The following is a 22,779-nucleotide window of genomic DNA, read 5'->3' on the forward strand; positions in this document are numbered from 1 at the left end:
CGATCACCATGGTTGAAATCGAAATAGACGGCAAAAAAGTCGAAGTCCCTGCTGGTAGCATGGTGATGGACGCCGCCAATAAATTGGGAACCTACATCCCGCACTTCTGCTATCACAAGAAATTGTCGATCGCCGCGAACTGCCGCATGTGCCTCGTCGAAGTGGAAAAGGCGCCCAAGCCTTTGCCCGCGTGCGCAACGCCGGTTTCGGCCGGCATGATTGTGCGCTCGAACAGCGACAAGGCCGTTCAAGCCCAGAAGAGCGTGATGGAATTCCTCTTGATTAACCACCCGCTCGACTGCCCGATCTGCGATCAGGGCGGCGAATGCCAGTTGCAGGATCTGGCCGTCGGCTACGGCAAGGGCGAGTCGCGCTACCAGGAAGACAAGCGCGTCGTCGCGCCGAAGGAAGCCGGCCCGCTCGTCTCGATGCAAGAGATGTCGCGCTGCATACAATGCACGCGCTGCGTGCGTTTCGGCCAGGAAGTGGCCGGCGTCATGGAGCTGGGCATGATAGGCCGCGGCGAGCACTCGGAAATCGTCTCCTTCGTCGGCCAGTCCGTCGACTCCGAGCTGTCGGGCAATATGATCGACCTGTGCCCGGTCGGCGCGCTGACGTCGAAACCGTTCCGCTACAGCGCCCGCACCTGGGAACTGTCGCGCCGCAAATCCGTCAGCCCGCATGACGGCCTGGGCACCAACCTCATCGTGCAAGTCAAGGGCGGCAAGGTCAAGCGCGTGCTGCCGCTGGAAAACGACGACATCAACGAATGCTGGATTTCCGACAAGGACCGCTTCTCGTATGACGGCCTGGACAGCGCCGAGCGCCTGAGCACGCCGATGCTCAAGCAGGGCAACGAGTGGAAGGAAGTCGATTGGCAGACGGCGCTGGAATACGTCGCCCACGGCCTGAAGAACATCAAGCACGAACACGGCGCCGACGCCATCGCCGCCCTGGCCACGCCGCACTCGACCGTGGAAGAGCTGGCCCTGCTGCAGAAGCTGGTGCGCGGCCTCGGTTCCGAGAACGTCGACTTCCGCCTGCGCCAGAGCGACTTCGCGCTGGACGCCGACGTCAAGCCATGGCTGGGCATGTCGATCGCCGAATTCGGTCAGATCAAGCGCGCCTTCGTCATCGGCTCCTTCTTGCGCAAGGACCATCCTTTGCTGGCGACGCGCCTGCGCGCCGCCGTCAAGGGCGGCGCCAAGCTGTCGATCCTGCACGCCTCCGACGACGACCAGTTGATCAAGATCGCCAACAAGATGATCGCCGCGCCGTCCGACTGGCTGGCGGCCTTGTCCGAGGTGGTCGCCGCCGTGGCGCAAGCCAAGGACATGGCGGCGCCGGCCGGCTTTGAACACATCGTGCCGTCCGCGGTCGCCGGCAACATCGCCGCGTCGCTGCTGGCGGGCGAGCAGGGCGCCGTCTTGCTGGGCAACGCGGCAGCGCAGCACCCGCAAGCGTCGGCGCTGCACGCCGCCGCGCAATGGATCGCCGACCACACCGGCGCCAAGCTGGGCTACCTGACCGAAGCGGCCAACACCGTCGGCGGCTACCTGGTCAACGCCACGGCGAAAAACGCGGCGCCGGCATTCGCCGCGCCGAAAAAAGCCTACATCCTGCTGAACGCCGAACCGGAACTCGACAGCGCCAACCCACAGGCGGCCACGGCCGCCCTGGGCAAGGCCGAGATGGTCATCGCCCTGTCCGCCTTCAAGCACGGCATGGACTACGCCGACGTCTTGCTGCCGATTTCGCCGTTCGCCGAAACCTCGGGCACCTTCGTCAACTGCGAAGGCCGCGCGCAAAGCTTCAACGGCACCGTCAAGCCGCTCGGCGAAACCCGCCCGGGCTGGAAAGTGCTGCGCGTGCTGGGCAACATCCTCGGCCTGTCCGGCTTCGACTACGACACCTCGGAAGCGATCCGCGACGAGGCGTTCGGCAAGGGCGTCACCGACCTGTCGGCGAAGCTCAGCAACGTCGCCACGCTGGCGCCGCGCGCCGCCGTCTTCGCGCCGCCATCGGCCGCGCTGGAGCGCGTCACCGACGTGCCGATCTACTTCGCCGACGCGCTGGTGCGCCGCTCCGCGCCGCTGCAACGCACGGCCGACGCGGCCGCGCCGCAGGCCGGCCTGTCGGCCGCGTTGGCGCAGCAACTGGGCGTCAAGTCCGGCGACAAGGTCAAGCTGGCGCAAGGCTCCGGCAGCGCCATCCTGGTCGCCTGCGTGCAAGCCGGCTTGCCGGCGAACGTGGTGCGCGTCCCGGCGGCCCATCCGTCGACGGCCACCCTGGGCGGCATGTTCGCTTCCATCACCGTTGAAAAAGCAGGAGAGGGTATCTAATGGCTCTGCCTGAAATCATCACCACCATCAACACCACCGGCCAGAACCTGGTCGGCGCCACCTGGCCGTTCTTCTGGACGCTGGCCAAGATCCTGTGCGTGACGCTGCCCCTGATGGGCGCCGTCGCCTACCTGACGCTGTGGGAGCGCAAGCTGCTCGGCTGGATACAAATCCGTATCGGCCCGAACCGTGTCGGTCCGATGGGCCTGCTGCAACCGATCGCCGACGCGCTCAAGTTGCTGTTCAAGGAAATCATCATCCCGGCGAAGTCCAGCAAGGCCCTGTTCGTCATCGGCCCGATCATGACCATCATGCCGGCGCTGGCCGCCTGGTCGGTCATTCCCTTCGGCCCGGAAGTGGTGCTGGCCAACGTCAACGCCGGCCTGCTGCTGCTGCTGGCGATCACCTCGATGGAAGTCTACGGCATCATCATCGCCGGCTGGGCCTCCAACTCGAAGTACTCCTTCATGGGCGCGATGCGCGCCTCGGCGCAGATGGTGTCCTATGAAATCGCCATGGGCTTCGTGCTGGTCATCGTGCTGATGGTGTCGGGCAGCCTGAACTTCATCGACATCGTCAACGGCCAGACGCACGGCTATTTCGCCGAGAAGGGCTTGAACTTCCTCTCGTGGAACTGGCTGCCGCTGCTGCCGGTGTTCGTCGTCTACCTGGTGTCCGGCCTGGCCGAGTGCAACCGCCACCCCTTCGACGTCGTCGAGGGCGAGTCGGAAATCGTCGGCGGCCACATGGTCGAGTACTCGGGCATGTCCTACGCGATGTTCTTCCTGGCCGAATACGCCAACATGATACTGATCGGCGTGCTCGCCGCGCTGATGTTCATGGGCGGCTGGTCCGCGCCGATCGAGGCGCTGAGCTTCATTCCCGGCTGGTGCTGGCTGTTCGCCAAGGCCTTCCTGGTGGTGTCGCTGTTCATCTGGACCCGTGGAACCTTCCCGCGCTACCGCTATGACCAGATCATGCGTCTGGGCTGGAAAGTGTTTATCCCGCTGACATTGGCTTATTTGGTCTTCGTCGCCGCCTGGATGCAGACATCCTGGAATATTTGGAAGTAAGAGAGCGAAATACGAATGGACAAGGTAAAAGATTTTTTCGGCAGCCTGATGCTGACCGAACTATTCAAAGGGATGGCGCTGACGGGCAAGTACATGTTCGCCCGCAAGATCACCGTGCAGTTCCCGGAGGAGAAGACGCCGATGTCGCCGCGCTTCCGCGGCCTGCATGCGCTGCGCCGCTATCCGAACGGGGAAGAGCGCTGCATCGCCTGCAAATTGTGCGAAGCGGTCTGCCCGGCGATGGCCATCACGATCGAGTCGGAGCAGCGTGAAGACGGCTCGCGCCGCACCACGCGCTACGACATCGATCTGACCAAGTGCATCTTCTGCGGTTTCTGCGAAGAGTCCTGCCCGGTCGACTCGATCGTCGAGACGCACGTGCTGGAATACCACGGCGAGAAACGCGGCGATCTGTATTACACGAAAGAGATGCTGTTGGCCGTGGGCGATCGTTACGAAGACGAAATCGCCGCCGCGCGCGCCGCCGATGCGCCATATCGCTGATGCACGCGCCCGCGCCGACGGCGCGGGCGCGATGATCGTTAATCTGTACGTCTCCTGGGTTTGTTATGGAATTTAAAACTGCTTTGTTTTACGCGTTCTCGGCCATATTGATATTGGCCGCGACCCGCGTTATCACGGCCCGCAATCCGGTCCACGCCGCGCTGTTCCTGGTGTTGTCCTTCTTCTCGGCGGCCGGTATCTGGATGCTGCTCAAGGCCGAGTTCCTGGCCATCGTGCTGGTCCTGGTGTATGTCGGCGCCGTCATGGTGCTGTTCCTCTTCGTCGTGATGATGCTGGACATCAACATCGACAAGATGCGCGAGGGCTTCTGGGCCTATCTGCCGCTGGCCGCCACCATCGGCGTCGTCATCGTGCTGGAAATGGCCTCGGTGCTGTGGCGCTCCTTCCTGGAGTTCGAGCCGCGCGCGCCCGCCGTCGCCGGCAACATCGGCGGCACCAAGGAACTGGGCATGCTGATCTACACGCAATATGTCTACGCCTTTGAAATCGCCGCCGCGATCCTGCTGGTGGCCATCGTCGCCGCCGTCGCGCTGACGCTGCGCCGCCGCAAGGACACCAAACATTTCGCGCCGTCCGAGGCCGTCCGCGTGAAACGCAACGACCGCCTGCGCATCGTCAAGATGGACGCCGTCGTCGAGCGTCCGGCAGCGCCAGAAACCAAGGAGGCACCATGACACTTTCGCTCGCACACTACCTGGTCCTGGGCGCGATCCTGTTCGCGATCTCGGTCGTCGGGATCTTCCTGAACCGCAAGAACGTCATCGTGCTGCTGATGGCCATCGAGCTGATGCTGCTGGCGGTGAACATGAACTTCATCGCCTTCTCGCACTACCTGGGCGACGCGGCCGGGCAGATCTTCGTCTTCTTCATCCTGACAGTGGCGGCCGCCGAATCGGCGATCGGCCTGGCTATTTTGGTGGTCATGTTCCGTAATCTGGACACCATCAATGTGGAAGACCTGGATAGCCTCAAAGGCTAAGTTTTAAACCTCGAATAATAACGATTAAGGTTCATCATGGCGGGGCAAATACTTAACCCTAACCTCCTTCTTGCCGTACCCCTGGCGCCGCTGGCCGGCGCTGCGATTGCGGGCTTGTTTGGAACCCAGTTCCTGGGTAATTTGGTCGGACGCAAAACGTCGCATACTGTGACGATTTTGGGCGTGCTGATTGCATTCATTCTGTCGGTCCAGACGCTCATGGGCGTGCTCGACGGCGCCAGCTTCAATGGCGTCATCTATAACTGGATGACGGTCGGCACCCTGAAACTCGAAGTCGGGTTCCAGATCGACAGCCTGTCGGCGATGATGATGTGCGTGGTGACGTTCGTCTCGCTGATGGTGCACATCTACACGATCGGCTACATGAAGGACGACGAGGGCTACAACCGCTTCTTCGCCTACATCTCGCTGTTCACGTTCTCGATGCTGATGCTGGTCATGTCCAACAACTTCCTGCAACTGTTCTTCGGTTGGGAAGCGGTGGGCCTGGTGTCCTATCTGCTGATCGGTTTCTGGTACACCCGCCCGACGGCTATCGTCGCCAACATGAAGGCCTTCCTGGTGAACCGGGTCGGCGACTTCGGCTTCATCCTCGGCATCGGCCTGCTGCTCGCTTACGGCGGTTCGATGAACTACCAGGAAGTGTTCGCCAAGAAAGAGGCGCTGTCCATGCTGACCCTGCCGGGCACCGACTGGGCCCTGCTCAGCGTCGCCTGCATCTGCCTGTTCATCGGCGCGATGGGCAAGTCGGCCCAGTTCCCGCTGCACGTCTGGCTGCCTGACTCGATGGAAGGTCCGACGCCGATCTCCGCGCTGATCCACGCCGCGACGATGGTTACCGCCGGCATCTTCATGGTCACCCGCATGTCGCCGCTGTTCGAGCTCAGCGACACGGCCCTGTCCTTCATCCTGGTGATCGGCTCGATCACGGCGCTCTTCATGGGCTTCCTCGGCATCATCCAGACCGACATCAAGCGCGTCGTCGCCTACTCGACCCTGTCGCAGCTCGGCTACATGACGGTGGCGCTCGGTTGCTCGGCCTACTCGGTGGCCGTGTTCCACCTGATGACCCACGCCTTCTTCAAGGCGCTGCTGTTCCTTGGCGCCGGCTCCGTCATCATCGGCATGCACCACGACCAGGACATCCGCAACATGGGCGGCCTGCGCAAATACATGCCGATCACCTGGATCACCTCGCTGCTGGGCTCCCTGGCGCTGATCGGCACGCCGTTCTTCTCCGGTTTCTACTCGAAGGACAGCATCATCGAGGCGGTCCACGCCACCCACATCTGGGGTGCCGGCTTCGCCAACTTCGCCGTGCTGGCCGGCGTCTTCGTGACGGCGTTCTACTCCTTCCGCATGTACTTCCTGGTATTCCACGGCGAAGAGCGTTTCGGCAAGGCCCACGCCCATGACGACCACCACGCGGCGAAAGCCGCCCACGGCGCCCACGACGACGGCCACGGCCACGACGAGCACGAGGAAGACGAGCACCACCACGGCCTGGCGCCGGGACAAAAGCCGCACGAATCGCCATTCGTCGTCTGGTTCCCGCTGGTCATGCTGGCCATCCCTTCGGTCATCATCGGCTACCTGACCATCGGCCCGATGCTGCACGGCGACTTCTTCAAGGGCGTCATTGCGGTCGGCGACAACCACCACGCGATGAAAGAGCTGGCCGAAGAGTTCCACGGCGCGCTGGCGATGGCGCTGCACTCGATCAGCACCTTGCCGCTGATGCTGGCCGCGGCCGGTGTCGCCTCGGCGTACTACTGCTACATGATCAACCCGCGCGTGCCGGCATGGTTCTTCGAGAAATTCCATGCGCTGCACACGCTGTTGGACAATAAGTACTACATGGACAAGTTCAACGAAGTCGTGTTCGCCGGCGGCGCCCGCATGCTCGGCAACGGCCTGTGGAATGTCGGCGACAAGACCCTGATCGACGGCCTGGTCGTCAATGGCAGCGCGAAAGTGGTGGCGTGGATCGCCGCGCTGACGCGCACGCTGCAGACCGGCTACATCTACCACTACGCCTTCGTGATGATACTCGGCGTGCTGGGTGCCTTGATCTACTTCCTGCCATTCTGGCCCGCTAAGTAAGCTGACCTGATAAAAGAATACTGACAACCATGATGCAGTCTACGATTTCTACACTTCCTCCTTACCTGAGCCTGGCGATCTGGGTTCCCGTCCTGTTCGGGGTCCTGGTCCTGGCGCTGGGCCGCGACGAAAAGGCCGGCTTCACCCGCCTGCTGTCGCTGTTCGGCGCCGGCGTCAGCTTCCTGTGCACGCTGCCGCTGATCCAGCATTTCGACAATGCCGCCCACGGCATGCAGTTCGTCGAGAAAACGCCCTGGATCGGCCGCTTCAACATCCTGTACTCGCTGGGCATCGACGGCCTGTCGCTGTGGTTCATTCCGCTGACGGCCTTCATCACCGTGATCGTCGTGATCTCGGCCTGGCAAGTCATCGAGAAGCGCATCGCCCAGTACATGGCGGCCTTCCTGATCCTGTCCGGCCTGATGATCGGCGTGTTCGCCGCCATGGACGGCCTGCTGTTCTACTTCTTCTTCGAAGCGACCCTGATCCCGATGTTCATCATCATCGGCGTGTGGGGCGGCGAGAACCGCGTGTACGCCTCGTTCAAGTTCTTCCTGTACACCTTCTTCGGTTCGCTGCTGACGCTGATCGCCATCATCTACCTGTACAACGTCTCGGGCGGCAGCTTCGACATCCTGGCCTGGCACAAGCTGCCGCTGACGATGAAAGAGCAGACCTTCATCTTCCTGGCCTTCCTGATGGCCTTCGCCGTCAAGGTGCCGATGTTCCCGGTGCACACCTGGCTGCCCGACGTCCACGTCGAGGCGCCCACCGGCGGCTCCGCCGTGCTGGCCGCGATCATGCTCAAGCTGGGCGCTTACGGCTTCCTGCGTTTCTCGCTGCCGATCGCCCCCGACGCCAGCCGCAACCTGTCGGGCTTCATGATTACGCTGTCGCTGATCGCCGTGATCTACATCGGCCTGGTCGCGCTGGTGCAGAAAGACATGAAAAAACTGGTCGCCTATTCCTCGATCGCCCACATGGGCTTCGTCACGCTGGGCTTCTTCATGTTCAACGACATGGCGGTGCAGGGCGGCATCATGCAAATGATCTCGCACGGCTTCATCTCCGGCGCGATGTTCCTGTCCATCGGCGCGCTGTACGACCGCATGCACTCGCGCCAGATCGCCGACTACGGCGGGGTGGTCAACCGCATGCCGAAGTTCGCCGCCTTCTTCATCTTCTTCTCGATGGCCAACTGCGGCCTGCCGGCGACCTCCGGTTTCGTCGGCGAGTTCATGGTGATCCTGGGCGCGGTGCAGTACAACTTCTGGATCGGCCTGCTGGCCGCGACCGCGCTGATCTTCGGCGCAGCCTACTCGCTGTGGATGGCCAAGCGCGTCATCTTCGGCAAGATCGCCAACCACCACGTCGACGAGCTGACCGACATCAACAAACGTGAGTTCTTGATGTTTGCCGTGCTGGCCATCGCCGTGCTGGTCATGGGTCTGTATCCGGCGCCGTTCACCGACACAATGCAGACTTCGGTCGCCGACCTGCTCAAGCACGTCGCCCTGCCCAAGCTGCCTTAAGAACACACGACGGAACACACCTACATGAATACCACCAACCTGATCCCGCTCTACGCAGAAATCTTTCTGCTGATCGCCACCTCGGCGATCCTGCTGATCGATATGTTCCTGTCCGAGGGCAAGCGTTCGATCACCTACATGTTGTCGCTGCTGACGCTGGCCGGCTGCGCCGCCTTGACCCTGGTCGACTTCAACGCCGGCACCACCGTGTACACGTTCTCGAACATGTTCATCTCGGACCCGATGTCGAACCTGCTCAAGCTGTTCTCCTACGGCGCCGTGGCGCTGACGCTGGTCTACTCGCGCACCTATGCGACAGACCGCGGCATGTTGTCCGGCAACCTCGGCGGCGAGTTCTACGTGCTGGCCCTGTTCGCCCTGCTGGGCCAGATGGTGATGATCTCCGGGAATAACTTCCTGACGATCTACCTGGGCCTGGAACTGATGTCGCTGTCGCTGTACGCCCTGGTGGCCCTGCGCCGCGACAACGCCAAAGCCACCGAAGCGGCGATGAAGTACTTCATCCTCGGCGCGCTGGCCTCCGGCTTCCTCCTGTATGGCATCTCGATGCTGTACGGCGCCACCGGCTCGCTGGACCTGACCACGGTGGCCAACAAGATCCACGAAGGCTCCGTGAAGCCGACCATCCTGGTGTTCGGCATCGTCTTCATGGTTGCCGGCCTGGCCTTCAAACTGGGCGTCGTGCCTTTCCACATGTGGGTGCCGGACGTCTACCAGGGCGCGCCGACGGCCGTCACGCTGCTGCTGGGCGGCGCGCCGAAACTGGCCGCCTTCGCGATCTGCATCCGCCTGCTGGTGGAAGGGCTGATGCCGCTGGCGCATGACTGGCAACAGATGCTGATGGTGCTGGCCGTGATGTCGCTGGCCATCGGCAACCTGACGGCCATCGCGCAAAGCAATCTGAAGCGCATGCTGGCGTACTCGACCATCGCGCAAATGGGCTTCGTGCTGCTGGGCCTGATGTCCGGCACCGTCGGCCTGGACCGCAGCGGCGCGCCGGACGCCTACAGCTCGGCGATGTTCTACATCATCACCTACGTCATGACGACGCTGGGCAGCTTCGGCGTCATCATGCTGCTGGCGCGCGCCGGTTTCGAGGCGGAGGAGCTGGCCGACTTCAAGGGCCTGGCAAAACGCAGCCCCTGGTTCGCCAGCATCATGTCGATCATGATGTTCTCGCTGGCCGGCGTGCCGCCGATGCTGGGCTTCGCCGCCAAGTTCTCGGTGCTGCAAGCGGTGCTGGGCACGGGCCAGATCTGGCTGACCATCGTGGCGGTGATGTTTTCGCTGATCGGCGCCTTCTACTACCTGCGCGTGGTCAAGATGATGTGGTTCGACGAGCCGACCGACCAGGCCGCGCTGCTGGTCAACACCGACATGCGCGTGGTGCTGAGCCTGAACGGCTTGATGATCGTCGGCCTGGGCGTGTTCCCCGGCGCGCTGCTGAGCGCCTGCCTGACGGCGATGACCAAGACCCTCGGTTCCTAAGCGATGGATGTCTCTTCCTCGACCTGGTTGGTGATCGTGCTCGCCCTGGCGGCCGCCAACCTGCCGTTCTTCAACGACAAAGTGCTGGCGCTGATACCGCGCAAGGCGGCGAGCGGGGAGCGCTGGCGCAAGCCGCTGGCGCTGCGCCTGCTGGAGCTGGTGATCCTGTACTTCATCGTCGGCGCGCTGGCCTTCGCCCTGGAAGCGCGGATCGGCAACAGCTTCCCGCAGACCTGGGAGTTCTACGCCATTACCGGCACGCTCTTCGTCGTACTGGCCTTTCCCGGATTCGTCGTGCGCTATCTGCGCAAGCCCCACTGATCCGCTGTTCAATGTCTGACCGCCCCGGAGCGCGCATGGATCTGCACCTGAGAGAAAGCAAAATCGACGGCGAACTCGCCTACGAGGGCGGTTTCCTGAAGGTGCAGCGCGACCGCGTCGCGCTGCCGGACGGCAAAGTCACCGTCCGCGAATACATCAAGCACCCGGGCGCGGTGGTCATCCTGCCGCTGCTCGACGACGGCTCCGTGCTGCTGGAGCGGCAGTTCCGCTATCCGTTGGAGCGCGTCTTCATCGAATTCCCCGCCGGTAAGATCGACCCCGGCGAAGCGCCCCTGGACTGCGCCAAGCGCGAGCTGCTGGAAGAAACCGGCTACACGGCCAGCGACTGGCAATTCGTCTGCACCATCCACAACGCCATCGCTTACTCGGACGAGCACCTCGACCTGTTCGTCGCCCGCGGCCTGGTGGCCGGCGAGCGCCAGCTCGACGACGGCGAATTCCTCGACACCTTCACCGCCAGCGTGCCGCAGATACTGGAATGGGTCAGGACGGGCGCCATCAGCGACGTCAAGACCGTCATCGGCGCGTTCTGGCTCGACAAGCTCACCTCCGGAAGCTGGAAGCCGGCGTAGGCGCGCGATGAAGACGGCGCATTACCTGACGCTGGCCTGCGGCCTGCTCGGCGCCGGTGCCGCGCTGGCGCAGCGCACGCCATTCCAGATCCGCTGCGAGGACGACATCAGCAAGACCGTCTCGGTGCTGACGGCGCAGCAGAACGGCTACAGCATCGACACCCACCTATCCTACCGCTCGCTGACGGCGATGAAGGGCGGGGCGCGCGCCAACACCTATGTGCTGGGCCTGACCAAGACCGAATCGCGCGTCGCCATCGGGCTGGACGGGCCGATGCTGCAAGACCCCGCCAGCGGCTACGAATGCGTGGCGCCGCACATCACCGTCAAGCTCTACTACGCGCCCATCGTCATCTACATCGGCCGCGAGTTCGAGGCCGGCAGTTGCGCCTACAATGAGATACTGGCGCACGAACTGCACCACATGAAAACCTATCTGGACCACCTGCCGAAGGTCGAGGTCGTGGTGCGCGCGGCGCTGGCCGCGCGCTTCGAGGCCAAGCCCCTGTACGCGCCGCGCGGCACCGCGAAGGACGCGCTGGCGCGCGAGATAGACAGCGGCTGGATGCCCTACATCAAGGCGGAAATGGCCAAGGTCGAGGTGCTGCAGGCGGCCATCGACTCGCCGCAGGAATACGCCCGCCTGGGCAAAGCCTGTGACGGCGCCATCCAGGGCATACTCCAGGGCAAGCAGAAGGCCAGATAACGCCGGCGGCGCGCGCGCCGCCATCACACGAGAACACATCATGACCAGTTTGAACAGCAATGGCGCGGCGCGCTACTTCGCCCTGATCCCCGCCGCCGGCGTGGGCGCGCGGATGGCCGCCGGCGGCCCGAAACAATACCTGCCGCTGGGCGGCAAGCCGATGCTGCGGCACGCGCTGGACGCCTTCCTCGGCAGCGCGTTGGTGGCGCACACCTATGTCGTGGTCAGCCCGGAGGACGGCCAGATCGACGCCGTCGTGCCGGCGCACGGCGTGACGGTGCTGCGCTGCGGCGGCGCCACGCGCATGGACTCCGTGCTGAACGCGCTGCGGGCGCTGGCCGGCGCCATGCGCGAGGGCGACTGGATACTGGTGCACGACGCCGCCCGTCCCGGGCTGACGCCGGCGCTGATCGAAAAGCTCATCGCCGGCGTTGGCGCCGACCCGGTCGGCGGCCTGTTGGCGTTGCCGGTGGTCGACACCGTCAAGCGCGTCGCGCCCGGCGGCGTGGCGACGGTGGCGCGCGACGGCCTGTGGCTGGCGCAGACGCCGCAGATGTTCCGCTACGGCCTGCTCAGCGAGGCGCTGGGCGCGGCACCGGACGCCAACGCCATCACCGACGACGCCAGCGCCGTCGAGGCCCTGGGCCTGGCGCCGAAGCTGGTCGAAGGCCATCCGCGCAACCTGAAAGTGACGTTGCCGGCCGACGTCCGCATCGCCGAAATGTACCTGGCCCACGGCCAATAACCTTGATAAAGCCTGACACTATGACCCAAGCACCCGCACTTCCATTCCGCATCGGCCAGGGCTACGACTGCCACGCGCTGGTGGCCGGCCGCGACCTGATCATCGGCGGCGTCACCATACCGCACCACGTCGGCCTGCTCGGCCACTCCGACGCCGACGTGCTGCTGCACGCCATCATCGACGCGCTGTTCGGCGCCGCCGCGCTGGGCGACATCGGCAAGCACTTCCCCGACACCGACGCGCAGTTCAAGGGCGCCGATTCGCGCACGCTGCTGCGCGAGGCGGGCCGGCGCGTGGCCGCCACCGGCTACCGCATCGGCAACATCGACGCCACCATCATCGCGCAGCGGCCGAAGATGGCGCCGCACATCGCCGCGATGGTCGCCAACGTCGCCGCCGACCTCGGCGTCGGCGTCGGCCAGGTCAACATCAAGGCCAAGACCAATGAAAAGCTCGGCTACCTGGGGCGGGAAGAGGGCATCGCCGCCGAGGCCGTCGCGCTGATCCTGCGCGACGCGTGACGGCGCCGCGCCGTAGTCGATTGACGATGTCGCCATGGTCTGCAAAGTGAGGGTGTGATGGTTCGTGATACGTATGCATACCGGCAAGTTGCCGTGGAGTCGCGCATCGTGGGCGGGGTCGTGCAAATCCGCCCTGTGCCTGGCCAGGCGTTTTCGCCGGAATTGTCGGTGCAGTGTTCGCGCCGCCTGAGCGACACCCGCCTATACCCGCTGGGCAGTAAGTTCCTGCTGTCCGCCAAGCTGACCGACCGCCTGGGCGGCACCCCCTTCCTGTACGCCTATCATGGCGACCCTGACGTCGTGCTGAGCGAGAAACAGACGCGGGCCTTCCTGGCCGAGTTTAAGCGCGGCCGCATCTGACGTCCGCCACCGTCATTCAAGCGCTGCCGCCTGCGTCAAAAAGACGGCTGCGCGAAATGTCAGAACCCCGCTGCAGTAGTTTAAGGCAATGTTGGCAAAAGAGAAAATTCGACCGGAGTTTCTGCTATATTGTAATTTCACGAACCCTTTGGATGTCATCCAGGGGTTAACATGGCAGGTAGTGTGATTGCAAGCCATTGATTTCATTGATAAAAAATATTTGTATGATGATATTGCTTAGACTGGATAGAGAAATAGAGACATGGCTACATGGCAGTTTGATTTGCACCTGATGTATCGTGGTGAACCGATGCCTACGGCTTCAGACGATGGTTTGGACATTCCAGGAATACCGGTCAAATTAGCACTTTATGTCCAAGAAATGATAGCGGGCTCCCTTGGGAAACCTTGGCTTATGATGGATGACTGGATAGTTTTTGGCATTGAAACTGGGACCCGAGTCGACTTGCTCTTTGATGAGGCCGACTCTGTGGAGGTTCTGGTGCGTCTGGATGTCAGCGTAGACAATGACGCATTTCTCGACACGATTTGTACGCTGGCACTTCAACTGAATTGCAGCTACTTTGATGTACAGGGACGACAGTTCATTGAGCCACGACGGGAACTCCTCTTGCAGGCAATGGCATCGTCTAAGGCCGCCAAGTTTGTAAAGAGTCCGCGCGATTTCATTGCTCAAATCCCGACAGGTTAGCTACCGCTAGATGGCGATGGCGAGGAGCGAGCTACAGGTAGCGGCGTCCGGTCCCGGTCCTCCCAGGCTGATTCAGAAGGTTCGATGGCCGTTATCGGTCAAAAGCAGGCCAAAGTACCGCACTTGAGGTTTTTTGTAGCATGCGACCAACGGAGAAAAAATTTAATGAAACGTATGAAGCATCTGCGTGATCCTTCTCAGCAGGCAACGAACAGGAAAATAGCTATCGCGACGCTGGCAGTTGTCCTAGGCTGCCTGTCGGTTGACGGCCAAGCCTTGGCGGCCGACAAGGCCACTGAAAAAATCGGCGGTACTTTCGATGTCAATAGCTGCTCGAAACCGGCATGGCCGGAGGAGGCGCTCGCCGCTAAAAAGACCGGTGTCGTCACGCTGGCCTTACTCATTGGCAAAGATGGCAAGGTTAAGCAATCTAAGGTTGCCAAATCGAGTGGACATCCGGAGCTGGACGATGCGGCGCGCACCGGTATAGCCAAGTGCGCCTTTACGCCCGGAAAGATTGGCGGCGAGCCGGCCGAGGCTTGGTTGCAGATGCAATACGTATGGACCTTGGACTGACACGGCAAGGCGTTAAGCATCCGCTAGGACCGCCAGGAGCCGGCGGCAGTAACCGGCCAGAAGCAGACGGTTTAATATTTTTATGATCCTTTCGTTGGTCAGGCTGATGATGCCGAATTGCTGACGCTCGCTAAGGATCTAGTCCGCCGCGCGGCGCTGTTAGGCTAACGCAAGCCCCAGGCGGTAACGGCCACGAGCTGCCTTTTGTGACGGATTTGAAATTACGATGTATGGGACCTATTCCTCAGTTCACTGCCGAATTGCACTTTCATTTTCGCGAGCACGGTTCAGATCGGCGTCGCTGCTTCGTTTTTGACGAGAGCCTGCATCGGCGTGTTCCGATGAAAATGGAAGGGGTTGATGGCCTCAACACCATTGGAATGTGGGTCGATGCTGCGGGAGTATTGCAAGCGGGAGATTCAGTAACGGTCCGCTGTGTTGTGATTGCACCGGAACTCTTCGCTGACGTTGTACGACCTGGTGTAAAGTTCGAGCTTTGGGACGGCGACTTCTTTGCATCAGGCGATGTCATTGAGCGTATCGATGCAGGATGGCGGAGTCGTTGAATTCTAAACCTCGCAGTACTGCTACGGCCAAGAGCGGACGTCCATCCATCATCACATTTTTGCGGAGTTGCTGAATGCATTTGTTATACCCGTCCGACCCCTATGAGAAGTCTCAGGTAGACGAAGCGTATGTTGAAGAGCTCGCAGCGGTGGCTGCACTTGGGCTGTCTCACTCGCTTTTTTCTTTTGAAGATTTTGAATCGGATAAGTTTAATCCTAAGCAGGCACTGCCAGTTGGCGCAGATATTTTGTATCGAGGCTGGATGATGACGCCGGAGGCATATGAACGTCTATTCAATGCCGTCAAAAGCGAAAGAGCACAACTGAAGACAGGCGTCGTCGAATATCGCCGGTGCCATTATTTGCCGGAATGGTATTCGCTCTGCACGGACTTTACCCCCGAAACCATCGTTGCGGATAGCAATGCGGATTTTGTTAGTCTTATGGAGGGAAAGCATTGGCCCGCATTTTTTGTGAAGGACTATGTCAAGTCATTGACTACGTCACGTGGTTCGGTAGCGCAGTCGCCTGACGGCATTGCTGATGTGGTTTCGCTTATCGAGAAGTATCGTGGTGCGGTGGAAGGCGGCGTGTGTATCCGAAAGTTTGAGGACCTAGTTCCAGAAACTGAAGAGCGATATTTCGTGATGAACGGAAGGGCCTGCGCTCGGGATGGGGACGTGCCCGCTCTCGTACAGGAGATCGCCAAGCGCATCAGGAGCCCATTCTATTCGGTTGATACCGTGCTAGCGACAACTGGTGAGTTGCGACTGATTGAGTTAGGCGATGGGCAGGTTTCCGACCGAAAGAAATGGAGCCCTGAGCGGTTTGCCGCAATGCTGCATGTATAGCTTTCAGCGACTGAAGCCGGCCAGGAACTGCCGTTCAACGGCCCCAGTAGATATCCTAAAGACCGAACATGGCCCAAATCCAATTAGCCAATTTTCGCCGAGCGAATTCTCATGATATTCCTGCGATGTCAAAGATTCGGCTGGCCGTTGGCGAGAATGCTCTTTCCGACCCGAGTAGAGTTACCGAACAAATGTATGAAGATTATCTGGAGTCGCTGGGGCGCGGCTGGGTCGCAGAGGTTGATGGGGTTGTTGTGGGATTCTGCTACGCAAATAGTATAAATTCATCAATTTGGGCGCTCTTCATATCGCAAGAGTATGAAAGGCGAGGGTTCGCCAAGGAATTACTCAATATGGCCGTAAGATGGCTTTTCGAGCAAGGCCAAGGGATTGTCCGATTGAGCACAGCGGCAGGAACAAGGGCAGACCGATTCTATGCCTCACAAGGCTGGACCCGAGAACGGGTCGCTGGAAGCGAAGTCTTTTACTTGTTGGCAAACGCCAATGCCGCATATCAGGTAGCCTCCTAGCACTGCGCACAATGGCCAAAATCGGACGTTGCTGAGCTCTTGCTCTTGGAGTGGCAGATCCGTGGTGACGCGTAAAAATTCCGCAGTGCCTAGTGAAATCATGTCAGTTCAGGTGATGAGAACAAGAATAAGCAGAGATGGATCGGATGCTGACAGAAATTGACAGTGATCTCTTGTATTGTTAATGCATCAAAAATTCAAGTTTCCAAGGAGAAATTCATCATGGCTGTTTTTACTCATTCGTCGGGCCAGCACTTGCTAGTTGATGATGCCGAAATATACTTTGAAGTCACAGGAAATCCAGCAGGAAAGCCGCTTCTGCTACTACATGGCGGCATGGGCAATATCACGGACTTCAATGGCATTGTCGATAAATTTGCGAGCCAGTTCAAATTAATCGGCATTGATTTTCGCGGGCATGGCAAGTCTACGCTTGGGACGTCTCGCTTGACCTATCAACAATATCAAGCTGATGTCGAAGCTGTGCTCGCGCACTTGGATATCGATTCCTTTTCTATACTGGGCTTCAGTGATGGTGGGAACACTGCCTTGCGACTGGCGGTCGAAACGCCGTCACGGATCAAGGCGCTGGTGGCGGTGGCGGCTCAAAGTCATCTGGACGTGGACGATCCGGTATTTTCCATGTTGAGCGGCGTGACAGCTGATTTCTGGAAAACAATGTTCCCCGACTCAGTCGCCTATTACAAAGAAAACAATCCAGAACCAGACTTTGAGGCGCTGCTTAAAGCAGTTGTATCGCTCTGGACAGATATCGAACACAGTGCTTATCCTGGCGAGGCAATCGAACGGATCACGGCGCCTACCTTGCTGGTGCGTGGTGACGAGGATCATCTCTGTTCGCTGGAGTGCGTCGTTGAATTGCGGAATAAAATCAAGAATGCTGCCTTCCTCAACATTCCTTATGCGGGGCACGAGGCATACAAAGATTCTCCTATTTTATTCACGGAGGCTGTGAACGATTTTCTTGCCAATCGGTTGGCATAGGCGTAGCTTGATGCCAATTCGGTGGCGGTCCCATCGTAGCGTGGAATATCCTTAGGTGTAGCGGCTCGCGTTTGAAACCGGCCATGCTCGCATTTGACGCCGGTTTCGGCTCGAATTAACTGCAAATGCCGGAAGGCATGAATATCGTCTCGTTGAGGTCTAGACAATCGGCGACGATGTCTCAAATGTACCGCATCAACCCATGCGAGACGCGGAAAATGTCTCGATAGCAGTGCCACGCATGGGTGTACCTGTACGGTACAATCTTCTATAGGCAACTTCTGGTTTTTTCGGCCAAGAGCGGCCCTTTGCCGATCGATTTCCCTTGGCCGGGACAGAGATATCCTAATAAATCTGCTGAGTTTTATGGCCGTAGCAGAGCAGTTGCTGTAATGGTTATCCTTCTGCAAACTTCTTCTACTCGACAGGATGTTATGCACGCGATTTACTTTAGATGGAAAGTAACCTCCGGCCGTGAGCGAGAGTTCGAGCGCGCCTGGCTTGAGCTCACCCAGCTCATACGCGACGAGCGGGGCGGGCTAGGGTCGCGCTTGCATCGGTGCGCCGACGGCCACTATTTTGCGTATGCGCAATGGCCGTCCGAAGTCTTCCGGGCTACACAACCGGAGCCTAATGCACGCATGGTAGATCTGCGAAACCAGATGCGTGAATTAGCTGAACTGGTAGATGGCCCATTACACGGTGACGTAGTCGCCGACCTTCTCGTATCGGTAGCGCCCGACTAAGGGCGCGGCCGGCAAGAGAACTTATACACACGAGTGACCGCTTTGGGTCGATGCTGACAGATGCAGCCTGTCAAGGCGTACGTTTCATTTGCAGTTAGCGCGAGCATGCGGCCGTCGAATGCGAGCTGGCGCGGTCGATTGCAAGCACGTTTGCAGATAGCGTGAGCACGGACGTCCCGTCATTTGCAGTTAATTCGAGCCGAAACCGGCGTCGAATGCGAGCATGGCCGGTTTCAAACGCGAGCCGCTACAGCTAGCGGTCAAGTGCAACCGTTCATTTCTCAATCGGAAGCCGAAACTAAAAATAATGGTACTCGATGATTTGCCTTCAAAATAGAATAATCAGCGCGGTACTTGCAGTGATATCCCTGGTGTTGTCAGTGATGCTGCTTGCGACTTTTAGCACTTCGCTGATCGACCGGAGTGTCGCCAGGAGCCGGGAGATTGAAGGCGTGTTCATTGCTGCAGCAATGAACACTGATAAATTTTATGTTGCGAATTCCCGGCTCCCTACTCCAGAAGAGTTTCGCACTTTGATATCAGTCGAAGAGGGCAGTCCTCTGATGCTTTCAGCACCACCATTTGATGCCGGCATAGTTGCCGAGGCCGGAAAGTCGCCGCCAAGCGGCTTTGTTCTTGAATATTGGAGGGGCGAGTGGACGGAGCGATATATTTCATGGACAAAGCACTCGACACTGAAACTGGATGCGTCACAATACTTCATCTTCCAAAGCCAACTGGCCCAAGCTGTACTTATGTTTGGTATAGCTTCACTTTGTGTCGCCACGAGCATTTTGACTTGGCCAAATAAAAGTGCATCGACCAGGCTTAGACATAGCTCCGATTCTACGGAGTAGCGAAGGTCCGCAACGGAGTGAAAACGGCCCGACAAATCAAAGCCTTCCAAGGTACCTCCAATTGGCGCCGCGCAGTCGTTTTCTGAGGGGGACCGGCCTACATCGTATTCTGTATAAAAACACAGTATTGTGCTAAAGTAAATGCCATTGCGTAGCGATACATTCACTTTCTACAGGATACAGACATGCCTTTCGATTTCCCCCTCACTCTCAGCACCAACTTCGTCGCAGCGTCGTGGGCGGAGACGCCGTTTCATGAGATGGCAGACGCGGGCAAGCTGAGCCGCGCGACCATCGTCAACACGCTCTCGGGCGGCATCGAGGGCGAGGGCACGCTGGAGTATCTGCTGGCCTATCCGGCCGTTCCCGGCGCTGACGTGGCTTTTGTCGGTTACGAACGCATCGTTTCGGCGGCAGCCGGGCGCGAGGGCAGCTTCACGATGAAGCACGAGGGCTGTTTTTCGCCGCTGTTCGGGGTCAGCGGCGCACTCAATATCGTGGCGGGCAGCGGCACCGGCGTGTTTGCCGGCCTCGGCGGCAGCGGCGTCATCAAGGCCAAGGCCGGCGAGCATGGCGGCGAGTACTGCCTGACGCTGGACAAGGCGCCGTGATCGGAGCGGGGTGCAACGGCGGGGGCGAACCCGGCCGCTCCGCCCCCGTCCGCTGACGCCGCGCTCGCTTAGACCCTGTCCGTGCCGCCGACGATCTTCAGCGTCGCCACGCGGTCGTGGCCGAACTTCCAGATGACGGCCGCGCAGCTCACGGCGAACGCGCCGCCGATCACCATCGCGCTGCCGACGCCGAGGTGGTCGACGCCGAGCCCGCCGAGCAGGGCGCCGGACGCCAGCCCGATCTGGGCGGTGGCGACGAACAAGGCGCTGCTGCCTTCCATCAAATCCGGCGCGGCCTTATACATCCACGTCTGGATGGCGATCGGCATCGCGCCGAAGGCCAGGCCCCAGATGCCGACCAGCACCGTGGCGGCGATCTGGTCGGCGCCGAACAGCGGCATGGCCAGCGCGGCCAGGCCCAGCACCAGCGAGGTGGCGATCAGCGTGCCGCGCTCGCTCTTGCCGACGGCCCAGCCGCCGAGGATGTTGCCGACGAAGCCGGTCAAACCATAGGCGAGCAGCAGGGTGGTGATCAGCGTCGCCGACATGCCGGACACCAGTTTCAGGAAGGGCGCAATATAGGTGTAGCCGGCGAACTGGCCGACGAACAGCAGCACGGTGGCGATCAGGCCGAGGCGCGCCTTGCGGATGCCCAGGATGGCCGGCAACTGGCGCAGCGTGATCGCCTGGGTCGGCGGCAGCGCCGGCAGCAGCAGGGCCTGGCCCAGCAGCACCAGCAGGGCGATGGCGCTGGCCGAGCCGAAGGCGACGCGCCAGCCGATCAGTTCGCCGACGAGGGCGCCGGCCGGCACGCCGGCCACGGTGCCCAGCGAGACGCCGGCGAAAATGACGGACATGGCTTTCGCCGCATGCTCCGGCGACACCAGGCGCGGCCCGATGGCGGTGCCGATGGCCCAGAAACCGCCGACGCCGATGCCCAGCAGGGCGCGGCCCAGCAGTATCCAGCCGAACGACGGCGCCAGCGCGACGATCAGGTTCGACAGCACCAGCAGCACCGTCAGCGCCATCAGCACGATGCGGCGGTCAAGCCGGCCCGAGCCGACCGTCACGAAGACGGCGGCGAAGGCGGCGACGATGCCGGGCGTGGTGATCATCAGGCCGGTCTGGCCCTTGGTGATGGCGAGTTCGGCGGCGATGGCCGGCAGCAGGCCGACCGGCAGGAATTCCGAGGTCACCAGCGCGAAGGCGCCGATGCCGACGGAGGCCACGGCCAGCCATGGCGACAGGCCCGCTTCGGCCGCCTGCTCGGACGGCGGCGCGGCGGCCTGGTGTTGGGGTGTATGCATAAAGATCTCCAGACGGGGTTGAGGTAAGGGGCGTGTCGTCTCCCGGCCCGCTGCCCTGTCGGGGGCGCTGGCTCCTTGTATTTTTTACCGGTCAGTATATAATCGGCGAATACACAGACCTTGTCAATTAATTTATTACCGATCGGTATGAAATCAAGCAAACCTCCGCTGAAAGTGGGACGGCCGCGCACCTTTGACGCCGACGAGGCGCTCGACTGCGCGATGAAAGTGTTCTGGGAAAAAGGTTATGAGGGTAGTTCGCTACCGGAGCTGACGAAGGCGATGGGCATGAACCGGCCCAGCCTGTACGCGGTGTTCGGCAACAAGGAGGCGCTGTTCCACAAGGCGCTGGAGCGCTACAACGACACGCGGATGCAGTTTTTCGACGCGGCGCTGGCCTTGCCGACGGCGCGCGCGGCGGTCGAGCGCCTGCTGTCGGACTACGTCGACGTGCAGACGGAGCCGGACGTGCCGCACGGCTGCCTGGGCGTCAACGCGGCGCTGGCCTGCAGCGACGACGCGCTGCCGATCCGCGACGAGCTGGCGGCGCGGCGCCTGCGCGGTGAAATGAAGTTGCGCCTGCGCTTGGAGCGCGCGCAGGAGGAGGGGGATTTGCCGCCCGAGGCCAGTCCGGAAAAGCTGGCCCGCTATGTGATGACGGTGTCGCAGGGCATGGCGGTGCAGGCGGCGGCGGGCGTGCCGCGCACCCAGTTGCACGAAATGGCGACCATGCTGCTGCGCGGCTGGCCGTACTGAGGCGGGCGCGCCGTCACGGCGCGGCCGGGTCGATCGACTTGGCTAGTTCGCCGGGGGCCTTGCGGCGCCACGCGGCCGTCAGCACGGCGGCCAGCATGTCCAGTTCCGCCTGCGCCAGCGTCACGGTGATGCCGGCCAGGCGCTCGCCCCACCACAGTTCCCGGCAGCCGTCGGTGGTGATGATGGCGGCGATGCGGGCCGCCTCCGGGTCCAGCATTACGTTGACGTGCTCGTCGTCGGGCAGGGTGGCGAAAATCTTCCCGCCGACCCGGAACGACGGGCGGTCATGGTGCTCTTCCTCGCTCGTGTCGGGAAAAGACAGCGCCAGGTAGCGCAGCTCGTTCAAATCAACCATGTTCCTCGTCTCCCTCGTTGCCGCATCGGCAGGATTTCAGCATACTGGTATTTTGCCATGCGACTCCCGTCTACGGTGCGGGCTGGCGCGAAAAGAAAGTGTTAACAATGATACACATTCGGGAAATTGACCATATTGTGTTGCGCGTGCGCGATCTGGAGGCGATGGCCACGTTCTATTGCGCGGTGCTGGGCTGCCGCGTCGAGCGGCGCCAGGACACCATCGGCCTGCTGCAGTTGCGCGCCGGCGCCAGCCTGCTCGACCTGGTGCCGGTGGATGGCCAGCTGGGCCGGCTGGGCGGCGCCGCGCCGGGCGCCGAGGGGCGCAATCTCGACCATTTCTGCTTCCGCGTCGAGCCGTTCGACGCGGCGGCCATCCGCGCCGAGCTGGCCGCCGCCGGCGTCGCCAGCGAGCCGGCCGCGTCGCGCTACGGCGCCGAGGGCGAGGGGCCGTCGATCTACCTGCGTGACCCGGAAGGCAACACGGTCGAGTTGAAGGGGCCGGCCTGGTCGTCAAGGTAGTTGCATGCCTTGAGCTGCGCCGTGCCGGAAGCGCAAACGTGGGCGATGCCGCCGGC

Annotated in this window: 27 protein-coding genes; 25 read left to right on the forward strand and 2 right to left on the reverse strand. The window is 61.3% G+C overall.

The genetic code is table 11. The features are described 5' to 3' along the window. The first annotated feature begins 8 nt into the window (after window positions 1-8). The 23 genes from nuoG (at window position 9) to OIK44_RS00660 (ending at window position 19,784) form a co-directional block, all read left to right on the forward strand. Entirely contained in the window at window positions 9-2,342 is a 2,334-nt protein-coding gene (gene nuoG, locus OIK44_RS00555; RefSeq protein ID WP_273668698.1) for an NADH-quinone oxidoreductase subunit NuoG, read from the forward strand. After that, complete coding sequence (gene nuoH, locus OIK44_RS00560; protein WP_273668699.1) at window positions 2,342-3,415, forward strand: NADH-quinone oxidoreductase subunit NuoH; 1,074 nt, start codon at window positions 2,342-2,344, stop codon at window positions 3,413-3,415. Before nuoG ends, nuoH begins: the two co-directional genes overlap by 1 nt. 15 nt (window positions 3,416-3,430) lie before the next feature. Further along, window positions 3,431-3,919 carry an NADH-quinone oxidoreductase subunit NuoI gene (nuoI, locus tag OIK44_RS00565; protein WP_273668700.1) on the forward strand — a complete coding sequence of 163 codons (489 nt, stop codon included), beginning with the start codon at window positions 3,431-3,433 and terminating at the stop codon, window positions 3,917-3,919. Between the two features lie 65 nt (window positions 3,920-3,984). Further along, the gene (locus OIK44_RS00570) at window positions 3,985-4,614 is read left to right on the forward strand and encodes an NADH-quinone oxidoreductase subunit J (protein WP_273668701.1); all 630 of its coding nucleotides are present in this window, start codon (window positions 3,985-3,987) and stop codon (window positions 4,612-4,614) included. Continuing rightward, a complete protein-coding gene (nuoK, locus tag OIK44_RS00575; RefSeq protein ID WP_273668702.1) occupies window positions 4,611-4,919 on the forward strand; it encodes an NADH-quinone oxidoreductase subunit NuoK in 309 nt (102 codons plus the stop codon). Before OIK44_RS00570 ends, nuoK begins: the two co-directional genes overlap by 4 nt. 36 nt (window positions 4,920-4,955) lie before the next feature. Continuing rightward, a complete protein-coding gene (gene nuoL / locus OIK44_RS00580) occupies window positions 4,956-7,043 on the forward strand; it encodes an NADH-quinone oxidoreductase subunit L (protein WP_273668703.1) in 2,088 nt (695 codons plus the stop codon). Window positions 7,044-7,072: 29 nt separating this feature from the next. After that, window positions 7,073-8,575 (forward strand): NADH-quinone oxidoreductase subunit M, encoded by a 1,503-nt coding sequence (locus tag OIK44_RS00585; RefSeq protein ID WP_273668705.1) that lies wholly within the window; start codon window positions 7,073-7,075, stop codon window positions 8,573-8,575. Window positions 8,576-8,599: 24 nt separating this feature from the next. Further along, entirely contained in the window at window positions 8,600-10,084 is a 1,485-nt protein-coding gene (gene nuoN / locus OIK44_RS00590) for an NADH-quinone oxidoreductase subunit NuoN (RefSeq protein WP_273668706.1), read from the forward strand. A 3-nt stretch (window positions 10,085-10,087) separates the two neighbouring features. After that, on the forward strand, window positions 10,088-10,405 hold the full coding sequence (locus tag OIK44_RS00595; RefSeq protein ID WP_273668707.1) for a DUF2818 family protein: 318 nt from the start codon (window positions 10,088-10,090) through the stop codon (window positions 10,403-10,405). 35 nt (window positions 10,406-10,440) lie between these two features. Further along, entirely contained in the window at window positions 10,441-10,998 is a 558-nt protein-coding gene (locus tag OIK44_RS00600) for an NUDIX domain-containing protein (RefSeq protein WP_273668708.1), read from the forward strand. 7 nt (window positions 10,999-11,005) lie between these two features. Next, on the forward strand, window positions 11,006-11,704 hold the full coding sequence (locus tag OIK44_RS00605) for a hypothetical protein (protein ID WP_273668709.1): 699 nt from the start codon (window positions 11,006-11,008) through the stop codon (window positions 11,702-11,704). Between the two features lie 40 nt (window positions 11,705-11,744). Then, window positions 11,745-12,449 (forward strand): 2-C-methyl-D-erythritol 4-phosphate cytidylyltransferase, encoded by a 705-nt coding sequence (ispD, locus tag OIK44_RS00610; protein WP_273668710.1) that lies wholly within the window; start codon window positions 11,745-11,747, stop codon window positions 12,447-12,449. 20 nt (window positions 12,450-12,469) lie between these two features. Next, the gene (ispF, locus tag OIK44_RS00615) at window positions 12,470-12,970 is read left to right on the forward strand and encodes a 2-C-methyl-D-erythritol 2,4-cyclodiphosphate synthase (protein WP_273668711.1); all 501 of its coding nucleotides are present in this window, start codon (window positions 12,470-12,472) and stop codon (window positions 12,968-12,970) included. Between the two features lie 120 nt (window positions 12,971-13,090). Then, the gene (locus OIK44_RS00620; RefSeq protein ID WP_273668712.1) at window positions 13,091-13,330 is read left to right on the forward strand and encodes a hypothetical protein; all 240 of its coding nucleotides are present in this window, start codon (window positions 13,091-13,093) and stop codon (window positions 13,328-13,330) included. A 262-nt stretch (window positions 13,331-13,592) separates the two neighbouring features. After that, window positions 13,593-14,042 (forward strand): hypothetical protein, encoded by a 450-nt coding sequence (locus OIK44_RS00625; protein WP_273668713.1) that lies wholly within the window; start codon window positions 13,593-13,595, stop codon window positions 14,040-14,042. 165 nt (window positions 14,043-14,207) lie between these two features. Further along, window positions 14,208-14,618, forward strand: coding sequence for an energy transducer TonB (locus tag OIK44_RS00630; RefSeq protein WP_273668714.1), 411 nt, complete (start codon window positions 14,208-14,210; stop codon window positions 14,616-14,618). A gap of 206 nt (window positions 14,619-14,824) precedes the next feature. Then, on the forward strand, window positions 14,825-15,184 hold the full coding sequence (locus tag OIK44_RS00635) for a hypothetical protein (protein WP_273668715.1): 360 nt from the start codon (window positions 14,825-14,827) through the stop codon (window positions 15,182-15,184). Window positions 15,185-15,258: 74 nt separating this feature from the next. Continuing rightward, window positions 15,259-16,035 carry an ATP-grasp domain-containing protein gene (locus tag OIK44_RS00640; RefSeq protein ID WP_273668716.1) on the forward strand — a complete coding sequence of 259 codons (777 nt, stop codon included), beginning with the start codon at window positions 15,259-15,261 and terminating at the stop codon, window positions 16,033-16,035. A gap of 68 nt (window positions 16,036-16,103) precedes the next feature. After that, entirely contained in the window at window positions 16,104-16,565 is a 462-nt protein-coding gene (locus tag OIK44_RS00645) for a GNAT family N-acetyltransferase (protein ID WP_273668717.1), read from the forward strand. Between the two features lie 222 nt (window positions 16,566-16,787). Continuing rightward, window positions 16,788-17,570 carry an alpha/beta fold hydrolase gene (locus tag OIK44_RS00650; protein WP_273668718.1) on the forward strand — a complete coding sequence of 261 codons (783 nt, stop codon included), beginning with the start codon at window positions 16,788-16,790 and terminating at the stop codon, window positions 17,568-17,570. A 434-nt stretch (window positions 17,571-18,004) separates the two neighbouring features. Next, a complete protein-coding gene (locus OIK44_RS25665; RefSeq protein ID WP_420213798.1) occupies window positions 18,005-18,316 on the forward strand; it encodes an antibiotic biosynthesis monooxygenase family protein in 312 nt (103 codons plus the stop codon). A gap of 359 nt (window positions 18,317-18,675) precedes the next feature. Then, window positions 18,676-19,173, forward strand: coding sequence for a hypothetical protein (locus OIK44_RS00655; protein WP_273668719.1), 498 nt, complete (start codon window positions 18,676-18,678; stop codon window positions 19,171-19,173). A 185-nt stretch (window positions 19,174-19,358) separates the two neighbouring features. Continuing rightward, window positions 19,359-19,784 (forward strand): DUF3224 domain-containing protein, encoded by a 426-nt coding sequence (locus tag OIK44_RS00660; RefSeq protein WP_273668720.1) that lies wholly within the window; start codon window positions 19,359-19,361, stop codon window positions 19,782-19,784. Between the two features lie 68 nt (window positions 19,785-19,852). Here the strand turns inward: OIK44_RS00660 and OIK44_RS00665 are convergent, their stop codons facing one another. Next, window positions 19,853-21,091 (reverse strand): MFS transporter, encoded by a 1,239-nt coding sequence (locus tag OIK44_RS00665; protein WP_273668721.1) that lies wholly within the window; start codon window positions 21,089-21,091, stop codon window positions 19,853-19,855. 147 nt (window positions 21,092-21,238) lie between these two features. Between OIK44_RS00665 and OIK44_RS00670 the strand changes: the two genes are divergently transcribed. Continuing rightward, window positions 21,239-21,847: a TetR/AcrR family transcriptional regulator gene (locus OIK44_RS00670; protein WP_273668722.1), complete on the forward strand. Its 609-nt coding sequence runs from the start codon at window positions 21,239-21,241 to the stop codon at window positions 21,845-21,847. 13 nt (window positions 21,848-21,860) lie between these two features. Here OIK44_RS00670 and OIK44_RS00675 read toward each other — a convergent pair whose 3' ends face one another. Next, window positions 21,861-22,202 carry an MmcQ/YjbR family DNA-binding protein gene (locus OIK44_RS00675; protein ID WP_273668723.1) on the reverse strand — a complete coding sequence of 114 codons (342 nt, stop codon included), beginning with the start codon at window positions 22,200-22,202 and terminating at the stop codon, window positions 21,861-21,863. A 107-nt stretch (window positions 22,203-22,309) separates the two neighbouring features. On the opposite strand from OIK44_RS00675, the gene OIK44_RS00680 reads away from it, so the two are divergent. Continuing rightward, window positions 22,310-22,723 carry a VOC family protein gene (locus tag OIK44_RS00680; RefSeq protein WP_273668724.1) on the forward strand — a complete coding sequence of 138 codons (414 nt, stop codon included), beginning with the start codon at window positions 22,310-22,312 and terminating at the stop codon, window positions 22,721-22,723. The last annotated feature ends 56 nt before the right edge of the window (window positions 22,724-22,779 follow it).

The sequence above is a fragment of the Janthinobacterium fluminis genome (assembly GCF_028595325.1).
GTDB classification, from domain to species: domain Bacteria; phylum Pseudomonadota; class Gammaproteobacteria; order Burkholderiales; family Burkholderiaceae_D; genus Janthinobacterium; species Janthinobacterium fluminis.